The 16,824-nt window shown below is 67.6% G+C and carries 17 protein-coding genes and 1 pseudogene; 10 read left to right on the top strand and 8 right to left on the bottom strand.

Features of this window, described 5'->3' with window-relative positions; genetic code table 11:
* Both KMW22_RS17640 and KMW22_RS17635 read left to right on the top strand, forming a co-directional pair.
* Nucleotides 1-97, top strand: a pseudogene (locus KMW22_RS17640) (IS5-like element ISDge16 family transposase); the annotation flags it as partial.
* Nucleotides 63-1,256, top strand: a complete 1,194-nt coding sequence (locus KMW22_RS17635; protein WP_328774753.1) for a glycoside hydrolase family 3 C-terminal domain-containing protein — start codon at nucleotides 63-65, stop codon at nucleotides 1,254-1,256. The pseudogene KMW22_RS17640 and the gene KMW22_RS17635, both read left to right, overlap by 35 nt.
* Here the strand turns inward: KMW22_RS17635 and KMW22_RS19750 are convergent.
* The 6 genes from KMW22_RS19750 to KMW22_RS17615 form a co-directional block, all read right to left on the bottom strand.
* A complete protein-coding gene (locus KMW22_RS19750; RefSeq protein WP_407928458.1) occupies nucleotides 1,243-1,437 on the bottom strand; it encodes a hypothetical protein in 195 nt (64 codons plus the stop codon). The genes KMW22_RS17635 and KMW22_RS19750 overlap by 14 nt on opposite strands.
* A gap of 69 nt (nucleotides 1,438-1,506) precedes the next feature.
* Complete coding sequence (locus KMW22_RS19745) at nucleotides 1,507-1,881, bottom strand: histidine phosphatase family protein (protein ID WP_407928457.1); 375 nt, start codon at nucleotides 1,879-1,881, stop codon at nucleotides 1,507-1,509.
* A complete protein-coding gene (locus KMW22_RS17625) occupies nucleotides 1,871-2,410 on the bottom strand; it encodes a CbrC family protein (protein ID WP_221091339.1) in 540 nt (179 codons plus the stop codon). Before KMW22_RS17625 ends, KMW22_RS19745 begins: the two co-directional genes overlap by 11 nt.
* Nucleotides 2,407-3,369 (bottom strand): NUDIX domain-containing protein, encoded by a 963-nt coding sequence (locus KMW22_RS19485; protein WP_328774752.1) that lies wholly within the window; start codon nucleotides 3,367-3,369, stop codon nucleotides 2,407-2,409. The genes KMW22_RS17625 and KMW22_RS19485 overlap by 4 nt, the downstream gene beginning before the upstream one ends.
* Nucleotides 3,366-4,049, bottom strand: a complete 684-nt coding sequence (locus KMW22_RS19480) for a nucleoside deaminase (RefSeq protein ID WP_328774751.1) — start codon at nucleotides 4,047-4,049, stop codon at nucleotides 3,366-3,368. The genes KMW22_RS19485 and KMW22_RS19480 overlap by 4 nt, the downstream gene beginning before the upstream one ends.
* Nucleotides 4,046-4,654, bottom strand: coding sequence for a GGDEF domain-containing protein (locus tag KMW22_RS17615; RefSeq protein WP_221091338.1), 609 nt, complete (start codon nucleotides 4,652-4,654; stop codon nucleotides 4,046-4,048). Before KMW22_RS17615 ends, KMW22_RS19480 begins: the two co-directional genes overlap by 4 nt.
* Before the next feature lie 258 nt (nucleotides 4,655-4,912).
* Between KMW22_RS17615 and groES the strand changes: the two genes are divergently transcribed.
* The 7 genes from groES (at nucleotide 4,913) to KMW22_RS17580 (ending at nucleotide 13,139) form a co-directional block, all read left to right on the top strand.
* Nucleotides 4,913-5,200: a co-chaperone GroES gene (gene groES, locus KMW22_RS17610; protein WP_221091337.1), complete on the top strand. Its 288-nt coding sequence runs from the start codon at nucleotides 4,913-4,915 to the stop codon at nucleotides 5,198-5,200.
* Nucleotides 5,201-5,346: 146 nt separating this feature from the next.
* The gene (gene groL, locus KMW22_RS17605; RefSeq protein WP_221091336.1) at nucleotides 5,347-6,984 is read left to right on the top strand and encodes a chaperonin GroEL; all 1,638 of its coding nucleotides are present in this window, start codon (nucleotides 5,347-5,349) and stop codon (nucleotides 6,982-6,984) included.
* A gap of 339 nt (nucleotides 6,985-7,323) precedes the next feature.
* On the top strand, nucleotides 7,324-8,499 hold the full coding sequence (locus KMW22_RS17600; protein WP_221091335.1) for a VLRF1 family aeRF1-type release factor: 1,176 nt from the start codon (nucleotides 7,324-7,326) through the stop codon (nucleotides 8,497-8,499).
* Nucleotides 8,500-9,095: 596 nt separating this feature from the next.
* A complete protein-coding gene (locus tag KMW22_RS17595) occupies nucleotides 9,096-9,656 on the top strand; it encodes a hypothetical protein (RefSeq protein WP_221091334.1) in 561 nt (186 codons plus the stop codon).
* A gap of 69 nt (nucleotides 9,657-9,725) precedes the next feature.
* Nucleotides 9,726-10,124, top strand: coding sequence for a hypothetical protein (locus KMW22_RS17590; protein WP_221091333.1), 399 nt, complete (start codon nucleotides 9,726-9,728; stop codon nucleotides 10,122-10,124).
* 41 nt (nucleotides 10,125-10,165) lie between these two features.
* The gene (locus tag KMW22_RS17585) at nucleotides 10,166-10,942 is read left to right on the top strand and encodes a fimbrial biogenesis chaperone (protein WP_221091332.1); all 777 of its coding nucleotides are present in this window, start codon (nucleotides 10,166-10,168) and stop codon (nucleotides 10,940-10,942) included.
* The gene (locus tag KMW22_RS17580; protein WP_221091331.1) at nucleotides 10,917-13,139 is read left to right on the top strand and encodes a fimbria/pilus outer membrane usher protein; all 2,223 of its coding nucleotides are present in this window, start codon (nucleotides 10,917-10,919) and stop codon (nucleotides 13,137-13,139) included. The genes KMW22_RS17585 and KMW22_RS17580 overlap by 26 nt, the downstream gene beginning before the upstream one ends.
* A 276-nt stretch (nucleotides 13,140-13,415) precedes the next feature.
* Here KMW22_RS17580 and KMW22_RS17575 read toward each other — a convergent pair whose 3' ends face one another.
* Nucleotides 13,416-14,624: a benzoate/H(+) symporter BenE family transporter gene (locus KMW22_RS17575; RefSeq protein ID WP_221091330.1), complete on the bottom strand. Its 1,209-nt coding sequence runs from the start codon at nucleotides 14,622-14,624 to the stop codon at nucleotides 13,416-13,418.
* A 98-nt stretch (nucleotides 14,625-14,722) separates the two neighbouring features.
* Between KMW22_RS17575 and KMW22_RS17570 the strand changes: the two genes are divergently transcribed.
* Entirely contained in the window at nucleotides 14,723-16,150 is a 1,428-nt protein-coding gene (locus tag KMW22_RS17570; protein ID WP_221091329.1) for an aminotransferase-like domain-containing protein, read from the top strand.
* A gap of 80 nt (nucleotides 16,151-16,230) precedes the next feature.
* On the opposite strand, the gene KMW22_RS17565 is transcribed toward KMW22_RS17570, so the two are convergent.
* Complete coding sequence (locus KMW22_RS17565) at nucleotides 16,231-16,773, bottom strand: HAD family hydrolase (RefSeq protein ID WP_328774750.1); 543 nt, start codon at nucleotides 16,771-16,773, stop codon at nucleotides 16,231-16,233.
* Nucleotides 16,774-16,824 lie beyond the last annotated feature (51 nt).

Raw genomic sequence — 16,824 nt, 5'->3', positions numbered from 1 at the left:
CCTCAAAGATTTTCGGGCGATTGCCACCCGATACGAGAAGCGTGGATACCAGTTTTTAGCCGGTGTCCACGTCGCTTGTATCCTGCTCTGGCTCTGAACCTTCACCCAGACAGACCCTAGTCAGTCAGGCCCGGCTGGACGAGGCCACCCTGCGTGTGCTGACCTTCAAGGCGCGCCTGGGGCTGCTGGACGGCCCCCTGGCAGGCAGCGGCGAACTGGGCGACCACCGCGAACTGGCGCGGCGCGCGGCGGCGGCCAGCCTGACCCTGCTGGAAAACCCACGCGGCACCCTGCCGCTGAAGGGCGGGCGCGTGCTGGTCACCGGGCCCGCCATGGACAGCGCTGCCCTGCAACTGGGCGGCTGGAGCGTGAACTGGCAGGGCGTGGGCCGGGGCAACGTGAAAGACGTGCCGCGCGTCAGCACCCTGGCGGTGGCCCTGAAAGCGGGCGCCCCGGCGGGCGTCACGGTCAGCGCGCTGCCGGAGAGCAAACGCCCGGCGCTGCTGACGGCCGCCAATCAGGCCGACACGGTGATCGTGGCCCTGGGCGAGCCGCCCGCCGCCGAGTGGGAGGCAAACAACCCTCGCCTCAGCCTTCCCGCCGAACAAGTCACGCTGCTGCGCGACCTGATGGGGACCGGGAAGCCCGTGGTGGCGGTGCTGATGGCCGGGCGGCCCATCGTGCTGCCCGCCGACCTGCGCGATGAACTGGCCGCCCTGGTCATGGCCTACCTGCCGGGCAGCGAGGGCGGCGCCGCCCTGGCCGACGCCCTGTATGGCCGCGCGGGCTTTCCGGGCCGCCTGCCCTTCACGTGGCCGGACACCGCCGCCCAGGCGGGCCTCACCGCCGACCGGCCACCGGAAGGGGCTGGGGAAGCGCCGCAGCCGCTTTACCCCATGGGCTACGGCCTGGATTACACCACCTTCGCGGCGCGGGGCCTGACGGCCACGGCCAGCGCGGCCGGCGTGACCCTGAGCGCCGAGCTGAGCAATACCGGTTCGCGGGCGGGCACAGCCACGTTCCTGGTCCGGGCCGGGCTGCCGCCGGGCGGGGCCCTGCAGGCAGTCGCCCGCCCGGTGGCCGCGCTGCAAGCGGCCCTGAAGGCGGGCGAGACCCGCCGCGTCACGGTCACGGTGCCGGGCGAACGCCTGCAGAGCTGGGGGGGCGATGTCTTTGGGCCGGGCCGCTGGCAACCCCTGGCCGGCGCGTACCGCTTCTCGGTGGGCGACGCCCGCGCCGAGGTCACCCTGCCCTGAACGGCCCCTCGCCGCCCAAGTGGGGCATGAGGTTCACGCCTGTCAGCACGGCGGTGTGGCTGCTCCGGCTGAGGCGCACCGTGGCGAAGGCTGTGTCGCCGAAAGCAAACCAGCCCCGCGCGCTGTGCAGCAGTTCCCGCAGCAGGGAGTTGCCAAAGCCGCCGTGGGTCACCAGCAGCACCCGCTCGCCCCCACCCTGCCAGACCCGTTCCAGCGCCGTGAGCGCGCGGGCCCGAATGGCGCCCTGGCTCTAGCCGCCCTCGGGGGTAAAGGCGTCCAGGTCGTGGCGGAAGGCAGGAATGGGGTAGCGGGCCAGGGCTTCGTCTCGCTTCAGGCCCGCCAGGGGGCCGTTATCCCATTCCCGAAGAAGATCGGTGGCGGTCAGGGGAAGGCCCAGGGCGTCGGCGACGATCTGGGCCGTTTCGTGGGCCCGCTGCAGGGTGGAGCCATACACCCGGTCAAATCCCGGGGGGTGGGCCTGCCAGTAGGCCGCCAGGGCGCGGGCCTGCGCCTGCCCCTGGGCGGTCAGGGGTGAATCGTAGCGGCCTTCATGCACGCCCTCGTCGTCGGCGCGGCTGCGGCCGTGGCGCAGGATGGTCAGATGCAGGTGGGAATCAGTCGGCATCGGTGTACCCGCCATACGCGCCGCAGTGAAGACATTGAAACAGGTAGGCCGTGGGGCTTCCCGCCCTGTTCAGTGTCTGGGCAAAACGCACCCACTCCCCCTCCGGCAACGTCAGCTGTTCACGCAGCATCTGGGCAAACTCGGGGTACTGGGCCAGTTCTTCCGCTCCCGCTCGGCCCAGAAAGGCAGCTCCATCTGAGCAGTGGGTCCACCACCGCTCCTGTTGCCAGCCTGAGAACCCAGGCGTCCGCGTAACGATGACCTGCCTGACCTCATCTGGAAGAGGTGCCCAGCTTCCTCCTCCCACGCCGTGCGAGTCTGTGAACTCAGCCTCCAGGCGCTCATGCGCCGAACCATCCGCGATACACCACGGACACAGGTCAGGCCACTCGTCCTCTGCAAACGGGATGGAGGTGTAACGGTAGCCGCGCACCTGAGCGCAGCAGGGACACTCGCCTTCAAAAGGTTCAATCATGCCAGTGGCCAGAGGGTCGGGATGGTACCGGAAGAAAGGCAGGGCCTCACTCATCGTTTCACCCCCAGCACCACGCGCTCGCGGCGGCTGACTTCCAGCTCGCTGCAATTCAGGGCCGGGTGGCTGAACAGAGCGCCGCGCAACGGGTCGCCGCCCCGCAGCGCTTCGGGCAGGTGTGCAGGCGGACTGAAATCGTCCATGACCAGCAGGCCGCCAGGGGCCAGGGCGGCCACCAGCTGACCCAGCACCTCGCCTTCGCCCTTGGCCGCGCGGCAATCGGCAAACAGCAGGTCAAAGGGCCCCTGAGCCAGCGCGCCGGTCCAGTCGCCGTGCAGCACCCGGGCGCGCGGGTCGGGGGCCAGGACGGCCCAGGCGGTCTCGGCACGCAGAGGATCGGCCTCTACGGTCAGCAGGCGCGCGGAGGGGTCCATGCCAGCCAGCACCCACGCGGCGCCTGCGCCCACCCCGCTGCCCAGTTCCAGCAGCCGCCCGCCTGGCTTGCTGGCGGCCAGGGTACGCAGCAGGCGGCCCGTTTCCAGCGAACACGAGTCCTGTATGTGCAGCCGCGCGGCTTCCTTCAGGGCGGCGGCGACCAGCGGGGGCACGTCCAGGCCACTGGGCAGCTCGCCGCGCGCCGCCAGCACCTGCCGCAGCTGCACGTCGTCGGCCCAGGGCAATGCCCGGGGATTCACCCAGGCCACCGGGCGGCCTTCGGGGCTGGGGTCCAGGGCGAGCAGACGCAGCGGCCAGCACTCGGCGTCCGCGCCGCTGGCTCCGGTCAGAGAGACAGGTTCGCCGGCCACTTCAGTATGGGCGCCAGCTTCCTCCCAGGCTTCGCGCATGGCCGCCTGGGCGCCGCTTTCGCCGGGGTGCACCCCGCCGCCCGGCAGGGTCCAGCCGCCCCAGGCCAGGCCCACCATCAGCACGCAGCCGTCCTCCCGCTCAATCCAGGCGCAGGCGCGGCCCACCCGGTCGGCCCCGGGCGAGAGGTTGGCAAACCGGGGCGCGCTCACGCCAGCACCGCCAGCGCGTCGGCCAGAGGGGCGCGGCGATCCCGCAGGGCCCGCAGGGTGCCGGCCCCATACAGCGCCTCGGCCAGGGCCACGTCGTCGGGGTGGACCGCCGCAAAGCTGTGCAGCACCGCGCCGCGCTCGCCCCTGCCCTCTTCCACGATGGCGTGAACCATCAGCCGCAGGGCCAGCCGCTGCACGGCCTCGGGGGCCCGGCCCACCCGAATGCCTTTTTTCTGCACGTAGGCGTCGTCCGTCAGCAGGCGGGTGCAGCCGCCCCAGGGGTCGGGCGCGGCGTAGGCCACCGCGCGCAGGCCGCTCATGGCAATCGCTCCGGCACACTGCGGGCAGGGCTCCACCGTGGTCAGCACCGTCCAGCTCTGGCACTCGGGGCGGGGCGTGCCCGGCAGGTTCAGCAGCGCATTGATCTCGGCGTGCGCCAGATCATGCCCGCTGATGACCCCGTCCACCCGCCGCTCCTCGCCCAGCCGGTTGCGCCCCCGCGCCAGCAGCTGCCCACCCCCATCCACGATCACCGCCCCAATGGGATACGAGCCGTGTAAGTAGGCCGTCCAGGCTTCAGTGAGGGCGGCCTGCCAGCCTGCGGCATGCTCAAAAAACAGTTTGCCAAAGCCCACCTCTCTTCCCTGCCCCCCGCGCACCGCTTCCCGCCTCCCCGTCACAACTCCCCCCGGTGCCGCTCAATCAGATCATCCAGCGCCTCGCGCAGCAGGCTGGCCTCAGTGCGGCCCAGGGCGCCGGACAGCTTGGCCAGACGTTCCAGCTGGCTTTTGGGGTAGTAGTTGCTTTTCAGCACCATCTTGCTTTCCACATAGATGCAGGCCCGGGCGCGGCCCTCGCGTTTGGCGCGGATCATGGCTTCGTCGGCGGCGCGTTTCAGGTCCTCGTAGGTGGTGGCGTGGGCCGGGCGGGCGGCCAGCCCCACGCTCAGGCCCAGACTTTTGGGCCACTGCGGATCACGGTGAATGTGAAAGTGCTTGATCACCTCGTCAAAGAGGATCAGGGCGGTTTCGGCGGCTGTCTCGGGCAGGATCGCGGCGTACTCATCGCCGCCAATGCGCCCCACGATGCTGCCACTGGGCAGGCTGCCGGAGAGTAGCCGTTCCACGTTGCGCAGCACCCGGTCACCCTCGCTGTGGCCCAGAGTGTCGTTCAGGGTCTTGAAGTGGTCCAGGTCCAGCACAGCCAGAGTCAGGGGCGCGCCCCGGAGGGCATGAAAGGCGTCTTCAAAGGCGGTGCGGCTCAGGGTGGCGGGGCGGGCTGCCATAAGGAACCTCCAGACCTGCGAAGAGCAGGTCAGCTGTGTATTGGTGCCTCACATATATATGTTGAAAGCAATAGGACGCAAGCGCATATGCGGATTCCGCGTGCTGGCGCGCCTTGAGCGCACCACGCTCAGATTCCCAGATTCGAGGATTTGACAATTTTCTTACGGGGGGACTAGTCTTGCGTGCGGAACGGCAAAAACCCGCCGGAGTCTGCCGGTGGGTGGCCCCACACACCCCACTTCACAGGAGGACACGACATGCTGAAACCTTTAGGTGACCGCGTTCTGGTTGAAATCATCGAGGAAGCCGAGCAGAAGACCGCTGGCGGCCTGTACGTCCCCGACACCGCCAAGGAAAAGAGCCAGCGCGGCAAAGTGATTGCCGTGGGCAGCGGCAAGATGCTGGACAACGGCACCCGCGTGGCGCTGGACGTGAAAGAAGGCGACACCGTGTACTTTGCCAAGTACGGCGGCACGGAAGTCAGCCTCGAAGGCAAGAACTACTCGATTCTGGCCGAGCGCGACATCCTGGCGATTGTGGAATGAGGCTATGAGCTTTGGGCCATGAGCCATGAGGAAAGTGGCCCAAGCTTAGGCACTCTTCGAAGACGCCTTCAACCCGCAATTTACTCAAGGCCGACCCCATGGCTCAAAGCCCATGGCCCATGGCCCACTCCAAAGGAGAATCCATCATGGCTAAACAGCTCGTGTTTGATGAAGCCGCCCGCCGCAGCCTGGAACGCGGTGTTAATGCCGTCGCCAACGCCGTCAAAGTGACCCTGGGGCCGCGTGGCCGCAACGTGGTGATCGAGAAGAAGTTCGGCAGCCCCACCATCACCAAGGACGGCGTGACCGTCGCCAAGGAAGTGGAGCTGGAGGACAAGCTGGAGAACATCGGCGCCCAGCTGCTGAAGGAAGTCGCCAGCAAGACCAACGACATCACGGGTGACGGCACCACCACCGCCACCGTGCTGGGTCAGGCCGTGGTGAAAGAAGGCCTGCGCAACGTGGCCGCCGGCGCCAACCCCCTGGCCCTGAAGCGCGGCATTGAAAAAGCCGTGGCGATTGCCATCGAGGAAATCAAGGCCCTGGCCGTGCCTGTCGAAGACAGCGACGCCATCAAGAAGGTCGCCGGTATCTCCGCGAACGACGAAGCCGTCGGTCAGGAAATCGCCAGCGCGATGGACAAGGTGGGCAAAGAAGGCGTCATCACCATCGAAGAGTCCAAGGGCTTCGACACCGAAGTGGACGTCGTGGAAGGGATGCAGTTTGACAAGGGCTTTATCAACCCCTACTTCATCACCAACCCCGAGAAGATGGAGGCCGTCCTGGAAGACGCCTACATCCTGATCAACGAGAAGAAGGTCAGCAACCTCAAGGACATGCTGCCCATTCTGGAAAAGGTCGCCCAGACCGGCCGTCCGCTGCTGATCATCGCCGAGGACGTGGAAGGCGAGGCCCTGGCCACCCTGGTGGTCAACAAGCTGCGCGGCACGCTGAACATCGCCGCCGTGAAGGCCCCCGGCTTCGGTGACCGCCGCAAGGAAATGCTGCGCGACATTGCCGCTGTGACGGGCGGCGAAGTGGTGAGCGAGGACCTGGGCCACAAGCTGGAAAACGTCACCATGGACATGCTGGGCCGCGCCGCGCGCATCCGCATCACCAAGGACGAAACCACCATTGTGGACGGCAAGGGCGAGCAGAGCCAGATTGACGCCCGCGTCAACGCCATCAAGGGCGAACTGGAAACCACCGACAGCGACTACGCCCGCGAGAAGCTGCAGGAGCGCCTGGCCAAGCTGGCCGGCGGTGTGGCCGTGATCCGCGTGGGCGCCGCCACCGAAACCGAACTGAAGGAAAAGAAGCACCGCTACGAAGACGCCCTGTCCACCGCCCGCTCGGCCGTGGAAGAAGGCATCGTGGCCGGCGGCGGCACCACGCTGCTGCGCATCATCCCCGCCGTCAAGAAGGCCGCTGAAGGCCTGACCGGCGACGAGGCCACCGGCGCGCGCATCTTGATCCGCGCCCTGGAAGAGCCCGCCCGCCAGATCGCCATGAACGCTGGCGAGGAAGGCAGCGTCATCGTGAACGCCGTGATCAACAGCGACAAGCCCCGCTTCGGCTTCAACGCCGCAACCGGCGAGTACGTGGACGACATGGTGGCCGCCGGGATCGTGGACCCCGCCAAGGTGACCCGCACCGCGCTGCAGAACGCCGCCAGCATCGGCGCGCTGATCCTGACCACCGAAGCGATTGTCAGCGACAAGCCCGAGAAGGAAAAGGCCCCCGCAGGCGGCGGCGCCCCTGACATGGGCGGCATGGACTTCTAAAGAGAGTGATGGTTGACCGCCGAAAGGTCATGGTCAACAGCGAGAAGGGCCGGAGCGTGATGCTCCGGCCTTTCTCGTTGTTCTGCCTTGCGTGGGATTTTAAGGCGATAGCGGGAGAGGTCGGCGGGTCTTCTGCATTGCTTAAGGCTGGTGCACTTGGGGCTGGACCTGACGCTGCCGGCTGCCCCTGCTGCCGCGTCAGCCTGGGGCGGCCACTGGGAACACCCAGGCCGCGCTGTAGACCTCTTCATGCGACTCTACGGAGGGCTGTGAACTGCATGAACCAGGTTTTCGGCAACTGCACGGCTGCAACCAGGGGCACGTCCCAACAATGGCCGCATGATCTCCAGAACCGCCATTCGCCGGATCCAGCAGCTTCCAGACGACACCATGGTGTTCATGGGGGTCATCAACGACAACCCCACCCTGCCCGACAACGAAGGCACGGGCCTGCAGACCCGCGTCAAGCTGGCGATGCAAGGCGCGGGTGTGCCCCCCACCGTCATGAATCAGGTGCTCGAAGACCTGGGGCAGGCGCGCACCAGTTCAGGGAAGAGCGCGCTGTACGTCGTGGGGGCCGATTTCTTCGAGCGGCATGACATTCAGGCGGACCTGCCTGAACGCTTTCACTATGGCCGCCCGCTGAAGTCGCTGCTGGCGGGCCTGCTGGACCTGATGCCCTCGGCGGCGGTGCTGGCCGTGGACCGGGAATGGGCGCGCCTGTTTCTGCTGCGCCAGGGCGAATTGCTGGAACTGCGCCGAGAAGAAAACGTGCGCCTGGACGACGGCGACCGCTGGGACACCATGGTGTCCGGCACGCGCCATGTGCCGGGGGCCCCGGACAGCGGTGGGGCGGGGCGCGGGCAACCCGGCAGTGGCCCGCGCAGCGACAGCGGCACCGACCTGTTCGAAAACCGCGAGGCCGCCATTCAGCAGCGCTTTTACAACCGCATCGCCGCCGAACTGACCGAGCTCCTCACCCGCGCCGAGATTGGCGCCCTGGTGCTGGTGGGCCCGGTGCAGCGGGTGGCGGAATTCAAGGCCGAGTTGCCGGAAAAAGCGCCCTTTGAGGTCATTGGCGAAACCAATGTGACCGGCGGTGCCGGCTGGGTGAACCCGGCCGAGATTCTGGAGAAAATTCAGCCGTTCCTGACCGAGCACCGGCACCGCACCGAGCAGGCCCTGCTGGACGAGGTGCAAGAACGCGGCGTGATGGAGATGGAACGGGTGCTGGAACTGCTGCAGGAGGCGCGGGTGTACCAGCTGGTCATCCCCGAAGACGGCTCGCAGCTGCACCTGTACCGCAGCCACAACCGCGAGGTGCCCTACTTCACCAGCCGCAAGGACGTGCCCCACAGCCCGCTGGACGACAGCCTGATGGAACGGGTGACCCTGGAAGAACTGCTGCCTGACCTGACGGACCTGTACGGCATTGAGGTGCGCCGGGTGCACGGCGAGCACGCCCAGCGACTGGTGCGGGAATTTGGGGGTCTGGCCGGACTGGTGCGGTATTGAGCGCGGAAGGAGCAAAGGGGCAGTTTTTGAACCTACGGTGACACTGGCAGCCCTTTTGAAACCGGGTAGGGACAGCTGAAGCAAACCGCAAAGTGGCTGCGTAAGGGCGGCTGGCCGTGTTGGCGCCGAAGCGTTTTGGGGCCAGCCCGTAGCCAGCCGTGCCCTATTAACCGCGTTCAGAACAGGTCGAACGACCTTCTCTGGTTCGCCCGTCGCTTGCCCGCAACCGCCAGCCCACTCCACGGGCGTTCGACGATCTCCCCTTCTTTATCCACTCCTTTTCGGTCACACCCCCGCCGGGGGATACCCGGGGCAAGGGTCAAAGATTTTTACGTCGCTTTTACGTTCATCTTTTCGAAAGGTGCCGCGAAACTGCCCCGTGGTCCCATTTCTCATTTAAACGTTAAAACTCGCTGGGTCATTTTTACGTTCTTGGGGGTACTTTTTTGCGAAGAGGCCCACCCACACGGCGAAAACGAAGGTTGACTCTGCATGTGTCTTTTCTTAAAGTGACCTCGTTGCGCAAGGGCATCCGCTCATGACAGCCGTGGCAGGGGAGTGCCACAGCGGGAGTCCTTGCAAACGGGGAGGACGTTATGAAAAAAGCACTGATGATTGCCGCCGCACTGTGCACCACTGTCGCCAGCGCCCAGGGAGGCCGCAGCAGTGGCAGCGCCACCACCAACCTGGTGTTCAACATGAAAGTGGTCCCCGGCTGCGCCGTGTTCCTGAATGCCAGCTACAACAGCACCCCCGCTGCCGCCAAGTACAACGGCACTGACACTGCTCCCGAAACGGTCAGCATTGACGCTGCCGGCAACGATGTCAACCTGCGCTGCCAGACCGGCACTGTTGTCACTATCTCGGCCAAGGCCACCGAAGGCATCGGCAACACCTTCAACACCGTCACCATCACTGACAGCACCCCGCCCATCCAGGGCCGTCTGTCGCTGGTCCGCGCCGGCTTCACGCTGCCCCCCAACAACGATGACAAGACCCTGGAAGGCGACTACAAGGTCAACTTCACCAAGTTCAACGTCACGGGCGGGAACGGCGACACCTACAAGCTCTCCGCCAGCTTCACCCCCGACAAGGGCCAGTTCGAGCCCGAAGTGGGCGACTACTCTGGCACGGTGTACATCACCATCAACTACTGATCCTGGCCGCCTGAGGCACCGGGGCCCTCTGGGATCATCCAGGGTGGCCCCGTTTTTCACGAGGTGTTTATGCGCACAGTTCCATTTTTCCTGCTGCTTAGCCTGGGTATGGCAGGGGCGTCGTGTGCGCTGGAAACCCAACTGGATCTGCCCAGCTACAGCGCCCTGAGCCCGCTTAACGGCGCCCTGACCATTACGGTGCGCTGTGACTTGCCTGGTGAAGCCACCACTCTGTTTCTCGATGCACCCGGTGCCGCAGTCAACGGAAACGACCTGCATCTGTTCCTCTATGGCGCTGCCGAGCGCACCACATTGGTCTTGCGTGGCGCTGCGCCCCTACGCGCGGGCTTGCCGCTGAGCGGCACCCAGACCCTGCGCTTTCCCCTTAGCGCGCCGGCCAACCAGTGGGTGTCCACCGGATGGTACGCTGCGCCTCTCACCCTTGATCTCCGCACACCCCTGCCGTAACGGCAGTCTGAACGCGCTCCACGCCACCCAGGGAGACCCATATGCCCACACTTCGCCTGCCTGTCACCTTTCTGACCCATCTGGCCCGCCGCTGCGCCGCACTACCCAGGCCACTGCTGCTGGCCGCCGCGCTGCTGGGTGCTGCCAGCGCCCAGACGTTTGGCTTTACCCCAACCACGCTGGACATTGACGCCACAAAGAATCTGGTGGCCGAAACGACGATGGTCAACAGCACCAATGCCGCCGCACGCTTTACGGTGACGGCCAAGGTATGGAAGGTGGTCGGTGGCAACGTGGTGCTTGAGGACACCCGCGACCTGATCGTGAACCCGGCAACCTTTACGGTTAAACCGGGCGAATCGCAGCTGATTCGCGTGGGTGTGCGCAAAAAGCCCAGTGGCACCGAGCTGTCTTACCGCATTCTGGTGCAGCAAGAAGCGATTGAAGGCGTGGCGCTGCCCAAGGTCAATACCGGTTTTGGCGATGGCCGAACGGCCGGCCTGAATGTCAACGTCTCGTTCTCGCTGCCTATCTATGTCACGGCGCCCGGCGCCAAGCCCCAGGTCACCTTTCAAGCCACTGAACGCGGCAAAGACCTGATCCTGAATGTACAGAACGCCGGCAACCGGCGCCAGATTTACCGCAACGTGGTGGTGACGCGCGGCTCGGTCAGTCAGTCCACGCAGATGATCGCAGCACTGGCAGGCTCAACCCTCACCTTTACCTTGCCCGGCCTAGCCGAGCAACGCGGGCCACTGACCCTGAAATACCTCAGTGAGGATGGCCGGACCCTTGTCGAGACGATTGCTGTTCCCTGAATCTGCGCGCTGGACCCTCCTGGGGCTGCTGGCTCTGGGCACAGGCGCGAGGGCCACACCAAGCTGTGACTCGCCGGAAGAACTGCTGAATGTGCTGGTGGGTTCCTCAGCACGCGGCACCGTGATTGTGCGGGTCGAGCGCAACGGAGAACAGCTAACCGGTGTCCTGCTGCCCCCAGAGGTGCTGCGGCCCACCGAACAGAATTACGTGGCCGAACGTGTGAGCTGTGACGGCGTGGACTATCTGCGGCTGCAACCCGAACTGCGCCTGAGCTACCGCGCCGACAGCCAAGAACTGCGGGTATCAGCTGTGCCTGCGCGTCTGGGCACCCAGAATATTGATCTCAGTACGGCGCTGCGCCCGCGCGAATACCCCGTGACGCCTGCATTCGGGCTGGATTTCGGTGCGGTGGCCAGCGCCACCTACGACGTGCGCAGCGCCACGCGCGCACCTTTTTCTGTGGGTCCCGCGCAGGCCTACGTGGGGGTTGGCGGCTCAGTGCGCACCCTGACCGGGTATGCCGGCGTGCTGTACACGCGCCGCGCGGCTGGCACCAATGAGGTGCAACTGCGGGCCACTGCACAATACGCCCTGAACAGCGGTCTCACCCTGTACGCCGGATACAACGCCGCACCCACAGTGGCCCAGCCCGGCTTCTCGGCCTCGGGCTTTACTGGTGTAGGGGCGGTGTACAGGCACAATGTGACGCGCGTTCTCCCCCGGCTGACCCTGGAACTGGAAACCCCCGCCACCATCACCATCTACGTGAACAACACCCGCCTGGGCACTGTGGAGGCAGCGGCAGGCCAGGTGAATCTGCTGAATCTGCCGCTGGAAAACCAGTCGCGCAACACGGTGGAGTTGCTGCTTGAGGATGAAAACGGGGTATCGCGCCGCAGCGTCACCCTCCCTGCTGAGGCCTCGGCGCTGCCCGGCGGCGGCCTGCTGCTGAGTGCACTGGCGGGCCGCAACGAAGGCATCTGGCGCGCCAACGTCTCTGGCCAGTACGCCGTGAACACGGCGCTGAACGTGCAGGCGCAAGCACAGGCGGCCACTGACGGCTCGTTCAGTGCCTCGGTGCAGGGGCGGTATGCGCCGCCGGGTGCGGGCTTTTCCACTGCCGGTGGCGTGGTGGTCGCGCGCCCGGCCCCCGCGCCCGGCGTAGAACGTCCGCCGGTGACCACCACCCTCAACCTCGCCGCTGACCTGCTGCGCGACTCGTACAGCTTGGGTGCCGGGGTGGCCGTTCCGGTGGGGAACCTGCGGGCCACCTCGCTGAACCTGCGCGGCACCTATACGCACGCCCCCTGGGTGGTCTCGGCGCGACTCAGCAGCGAACTGAGCGCCCGAACCTGGGCCGCAGAACTGGGCCTGAACTACGTGATCAATGAGCGCAGTTCGCTGGCATTGACCACCAGTGTTCAGCCCGGCGGCTGGCGAGCCCAGCTCAGCGGGGTATATACCTTCAGTCCCAAACTGCAGGTCAGCGGCAGCGTCGTGGCTGGTCCAGGCAGCGTGTCGCCCGGCGCCGCGCTCTCTTACCAGCCAGACACCACGCAGGCGCTCACGCTGCGGGCCTCGCGCGAGGACGTAAGCGCCACCTACACCCTGGCCCGTGGCGTGGACGCCGACGCCAGTGTGAGCCTGCGCGGCGCGGCCGTTCGGGTTCAGGGGGCCGTGAGCATGCTCGACGGCCAAGTGCAGCTGACCTCCGGCCTCACCCAGCGCGGCTTGCTGATTCGCACAGGGGTCAGCGGCGTGCTCCTGACGGTTGAGGGCGCAGGAACCGTAACCACCAACGCGCGTGGAGACGCCCTGATCACCAACGTGTTACCCGGGCAGACGGTGTTGATCCGGGTGCGCTCGCGCGACCTGCCCCTGGGCATCTCGGTGGCGGCACCGGACCTGGAAGTGTTGCCCGCCCCCACGGGCCTCACCCTGGTGGACTGGCGCAGCAACTTCACGGTGTCCACCTTTGTGCGCTTTGCCTGGGCCCCCGGCGAATTTGCTGCCGACGCCGACCTGTACCTGGACGGCGAGCGGATTCCGCTGGACGACGAAGGCTACGGCCTCGTGCGCCGCAGCGCGGTGGCCCGCACCGGCGAGTTGCGCAGCCAGGACGGCACGCGCCGCTGCGTGCTGCGCCTGGAACCCAGCGCTGAAACCGCCACCTGCGCGGCTCTGCCTCCTCCCTGAAGCCCCACCGCAAAAGCAGCAGCGGCTTCCCAAAAAGGGAAGCCGCATTTGCTTGTGGTTCAAAGGCGCCGGGGTGACCGGCCACTCGCCTCTGCTCGCGCGTCCGTGTTTTTGTAAATCCTAGAGGTGGACGCCTCCCTCAAGTGCGTTTGTGCCCCATTCCGCATGGAATATCGTGGCTTGCACTGCACGGCCCCGTCGGACCAGAAGCATAAGGATAGCGGGTCTTGGGTGTGCTGTCAAGAGCAGCCAGCTGGCCCCGGCGGTCTGCCAGGGTCAGGAGGTGGCCCGGGGGCTGCGGCGTTCCAGGGCGTACACGGCCAGCCCCGCCAGAATGCCCCAGAAAGCCGCGCCAATGCCCAGGGGCGCCACACCGCTCAGGGTCACCGCCAGCACCACCGGGGCTGCCAGACTGCCGGCCGCCGCCCCCTGAAACGCCGCGTGCAGGCTGTTTCCGGTGGCCGACAGCAGGGCCAGCCCCGCCAGGGCGGCCAGGGCCTGGGGCGGTAACAGGCCCATCAGGTGCAGGAAGGTGCCCGCGAACAGGCCCACCAGAATGTTCAGGGCGCCCGCCCAGACGGCAGCCACGTAGCGTTTGTCGGCGGCCGGGTGGGCGTCGGGGCCACTCACGATGTTCGCCAGCAGCGCCCCCAGTGTCAGGTTGTGGCAGCCAAAAACGGCCGCGCCCATGCTCGCCAGCCCGCAGGCTCGCAGGATGGGCCCGGGGGCGGGTTCGTAGCCGTTGGTTTTCAGCACCCCGAAGCCCGGCACGAACTGTCCGGTAAAGGCCAGCACGGTCAGCGGCAACGCCAGATTCAGGGTGGCGTGCAGGCTGAACTGGGGCCACACGAATTCGGGGCGGGTGAGGGCCAGGGTCAGCGGCGCCGGGTGCCCCAGGCCCAGAACCGCAGTGGCCACCACGCCGCTGAGCAGCACGCCCGCCACCGCCCAGCGCGGCGCGACCGGCCGCAGCAGAAAGAAGGCCGCGATCATCACGCCCACCAGGGCCGGCGCCTCGCCGAACGCCTGCAGAGCGCGGAAAGCAAAGGGCAGCAAAATGGCGGCGTTCAGCGCGGCAGCCAGCGGCGCTGGCATGGCCTGCAGGGCCCGGACCAGCGGCGGAAACGCCCCCAGCAAAAACACCAGCAGGCCCGAGAGCAGAAAGGCCCCCACCGCCTCGGGGAACGGGATGCCGGGCAGGGCGGTGACCAGAAAGGCGATCCCGGGGGTGCTCCAAGTGCTCAGAATGGGCATGCGGGTGCGCAGGCTGAGCACGATGCCCGTGACGCCGGCAAACACCGCGTGCGCCCACAGCCACGACATCGCCACGCTGCTGGGAAGGTCGGCCGCCTGGGCCACGGCGGAGATGAGGACGTTGGGCCCGGCCCAGCCAATCAGCACCGCCACTGCACCCGCCAGCACGGCACTGGGGTGGGTGTCCTGCCAGAAGGTGAGGGGCCGCCAGCGGGCGCGCGCAGTGGTCATGCGGCCCAGTGTGCGCCCGGCATTGGCCCGGCCGGTAGGGGCAATGGCCTGGGGATTGGCCTGCTTGTCTGCACGGCACTGGCCTGTACCCTGAGGGCATGGCCGCTCCATCCTTGCCTGATGCCCCACGCTGGACTGCCCTGCTGCGCGGCTGGCGTGAGCACCCGGGGCCACTGCATGGGCGCCTGCAGGCCCAGTTGCGCGCCGCCATTGAACGCGGCGAACTGGCCCCCGCCGAGCGCCTGCCCGCCGAGCGACCATTGGCGGCCCTGCTGGGGGTCAGCCGCGCCACCGTGGTCACGGCCTACGAGGAACTGACGGCGGGTGGCTGGCTCACCCGGCGGGTGGGCAGCGGCACCCGGGTGTCGGGGGGGGCCCCGCGCGCTGCGCCGCTGCTGACCCTCCGCACGCCCGTGGCCGAAGGCGCGGCCCCCGATCTGGACTTCACGATTGCGGTGCCGCTGCTCACGGATGCCCAGCGCGATCAGCTGCGCCGCGCCAGCCAGCACGCCTTTGTCGAGAGCGTGTATCACCCCCACGGCCTGCCGGACCTGCGCGCCCTGCTGGCCGAGCTGTACACCAGAGATGGCCTGCCCACCCGGCCCGAGCAGGTGGTGGTGACCAGCGGCGCCCAGCAGGCCATCGCCCTGAGTGCCGCCACCCTGCTGCGCCGGGGCGACGTGACCCTGCTGGAAACCCCCACCTACTTCGGCGCCATTGACGTGATGCGCGCCGCCGGGGCCGAGCTGGTGGGGGTGCCGGTGGAGGGCCACGGCCTGCAGGCCGACACCTTCATGCGGCTGGCCGCCGCGCACGCCCCGCGCCTCGCCTTCCTGACCCCCACGTTTCAGAACCCCACCGGGCAGGTGCTGCCCGCACGCGCCCGCGAACGGCTGGCCGCCTTTCTGCACGACCGCGCGCTGCCCACCCTGGAAGACGACACGCTGCTGGACCTGGGTTTTACCGACGAGCCGCCGCCGCCCCGCATGAGCGTATACGCGCCGCAAGCCCCGATCATCAACGTGGGGTCGCTCTCCAAGCTGTACTGGGCAGGGCTGCGGGTGGGGTGGATGCGCCTGCCGCCCATGCTGGCCGCGCCGCTGGCCCAGGCCAAGACCCTGGCCGATTTCGGCGGCAGCCTGATGGCCCAGCACGCCGCCCTGCACCTGCTGGCCGACCTGCCGGGGCTGCGCCGCGCCCGCCGCGAGGCCGTGACCCCAGCCCGCGACCTGCTGGCCGGACTGCTGCGCGCCGAGCTGCCGGAGTGGCACTTCGAGGTGCCGCGCGGCGGCCAGTTTCTGTGGGTGCAACTGCCCACCCCCGACGCCAGCCGCTTTACCCACCACGCCGCTGGTCACGGCCTGCGCCTGTTCCCGGGCGCCAGCATGGGGGTCTCGCCCCTGCCCGACCGTTACCTGCGCCTGCCCTTTACCCTGGACCCCGCCCGCCTGCCCGAAGCCGCCGCGCGCCTGAAGGCCGCCTGGGTCTCGTTTCAGAGCCGGGGCGGCCAGGGCGGGCTGGCTTAAGGGCGAGGTGGGGCAGCTGTGGCCGTATCCCAAGGCCTTGGGAGAAAATGCAACGGAGTGAGCCGTCCCGGAAAGGGCCGTTACCGCCGGGCGCGCCAGCCGCGCTTTTCCAAGGCGCGCAGGTCCGGCACGGGAGCAATCTGCAGCAGATACCGGGCGAGGTCCAGCAGTTCGGTGTCGTCGGGGGCGCCGGTCCAGGGGGTCACCCGCACAAGGTGGCCGTACCCGCAGGCATAGTTCGCGGCCAAGTCGTCCACCGCCAGAATCCGCTCGCGGGGATACCGGGCGCGCAGCCACCGGGCCCGGAACTTGCGGGCCGGCTTGCGGAGATGCAGCACGCCGTCCTCGCCCCGGCGCCAGGTGCAGCGGTCGCGGTTCCAGAGAAAGACCGCCTGGGCCGCCAGATCCACCCCCGTTTCGCGCTTGAGCGCCTGCAATCCTGCCTGCAGCCAGTCGCCACTGGCAGCCGTCCACACCGCCAGATCGTAGGCCTGCGCCACCGCCCGCAGAAAGAAACCCAGATGGGGCCGCAGGGCAAAGGTGACCTGGGCGGCCTCGCCCAACTGGCCGTGCCAGAGGGTTTCATCCAGGTCCAGCACCAGCAGCGGGCGGGGCAGGGGCACGCCCCAGCATGGCAAGACCCCCTCCCAGATGGGAAGGGGCCTGGACGAGGG

Origin of the sequence: Deinococcus aquaedulcis, assembly GCF_019693445.1 — a bacterium.
Taxonomy (GTDB): Bacteria; Deinococcota; Deinococci; order Deinococcales; family Deinococcaceae; genus Deinococcus; species Deinococcus aquaedulcis.
This window is presented reverse-complemented; position numbering and strand designations above follow the sequence as displayed.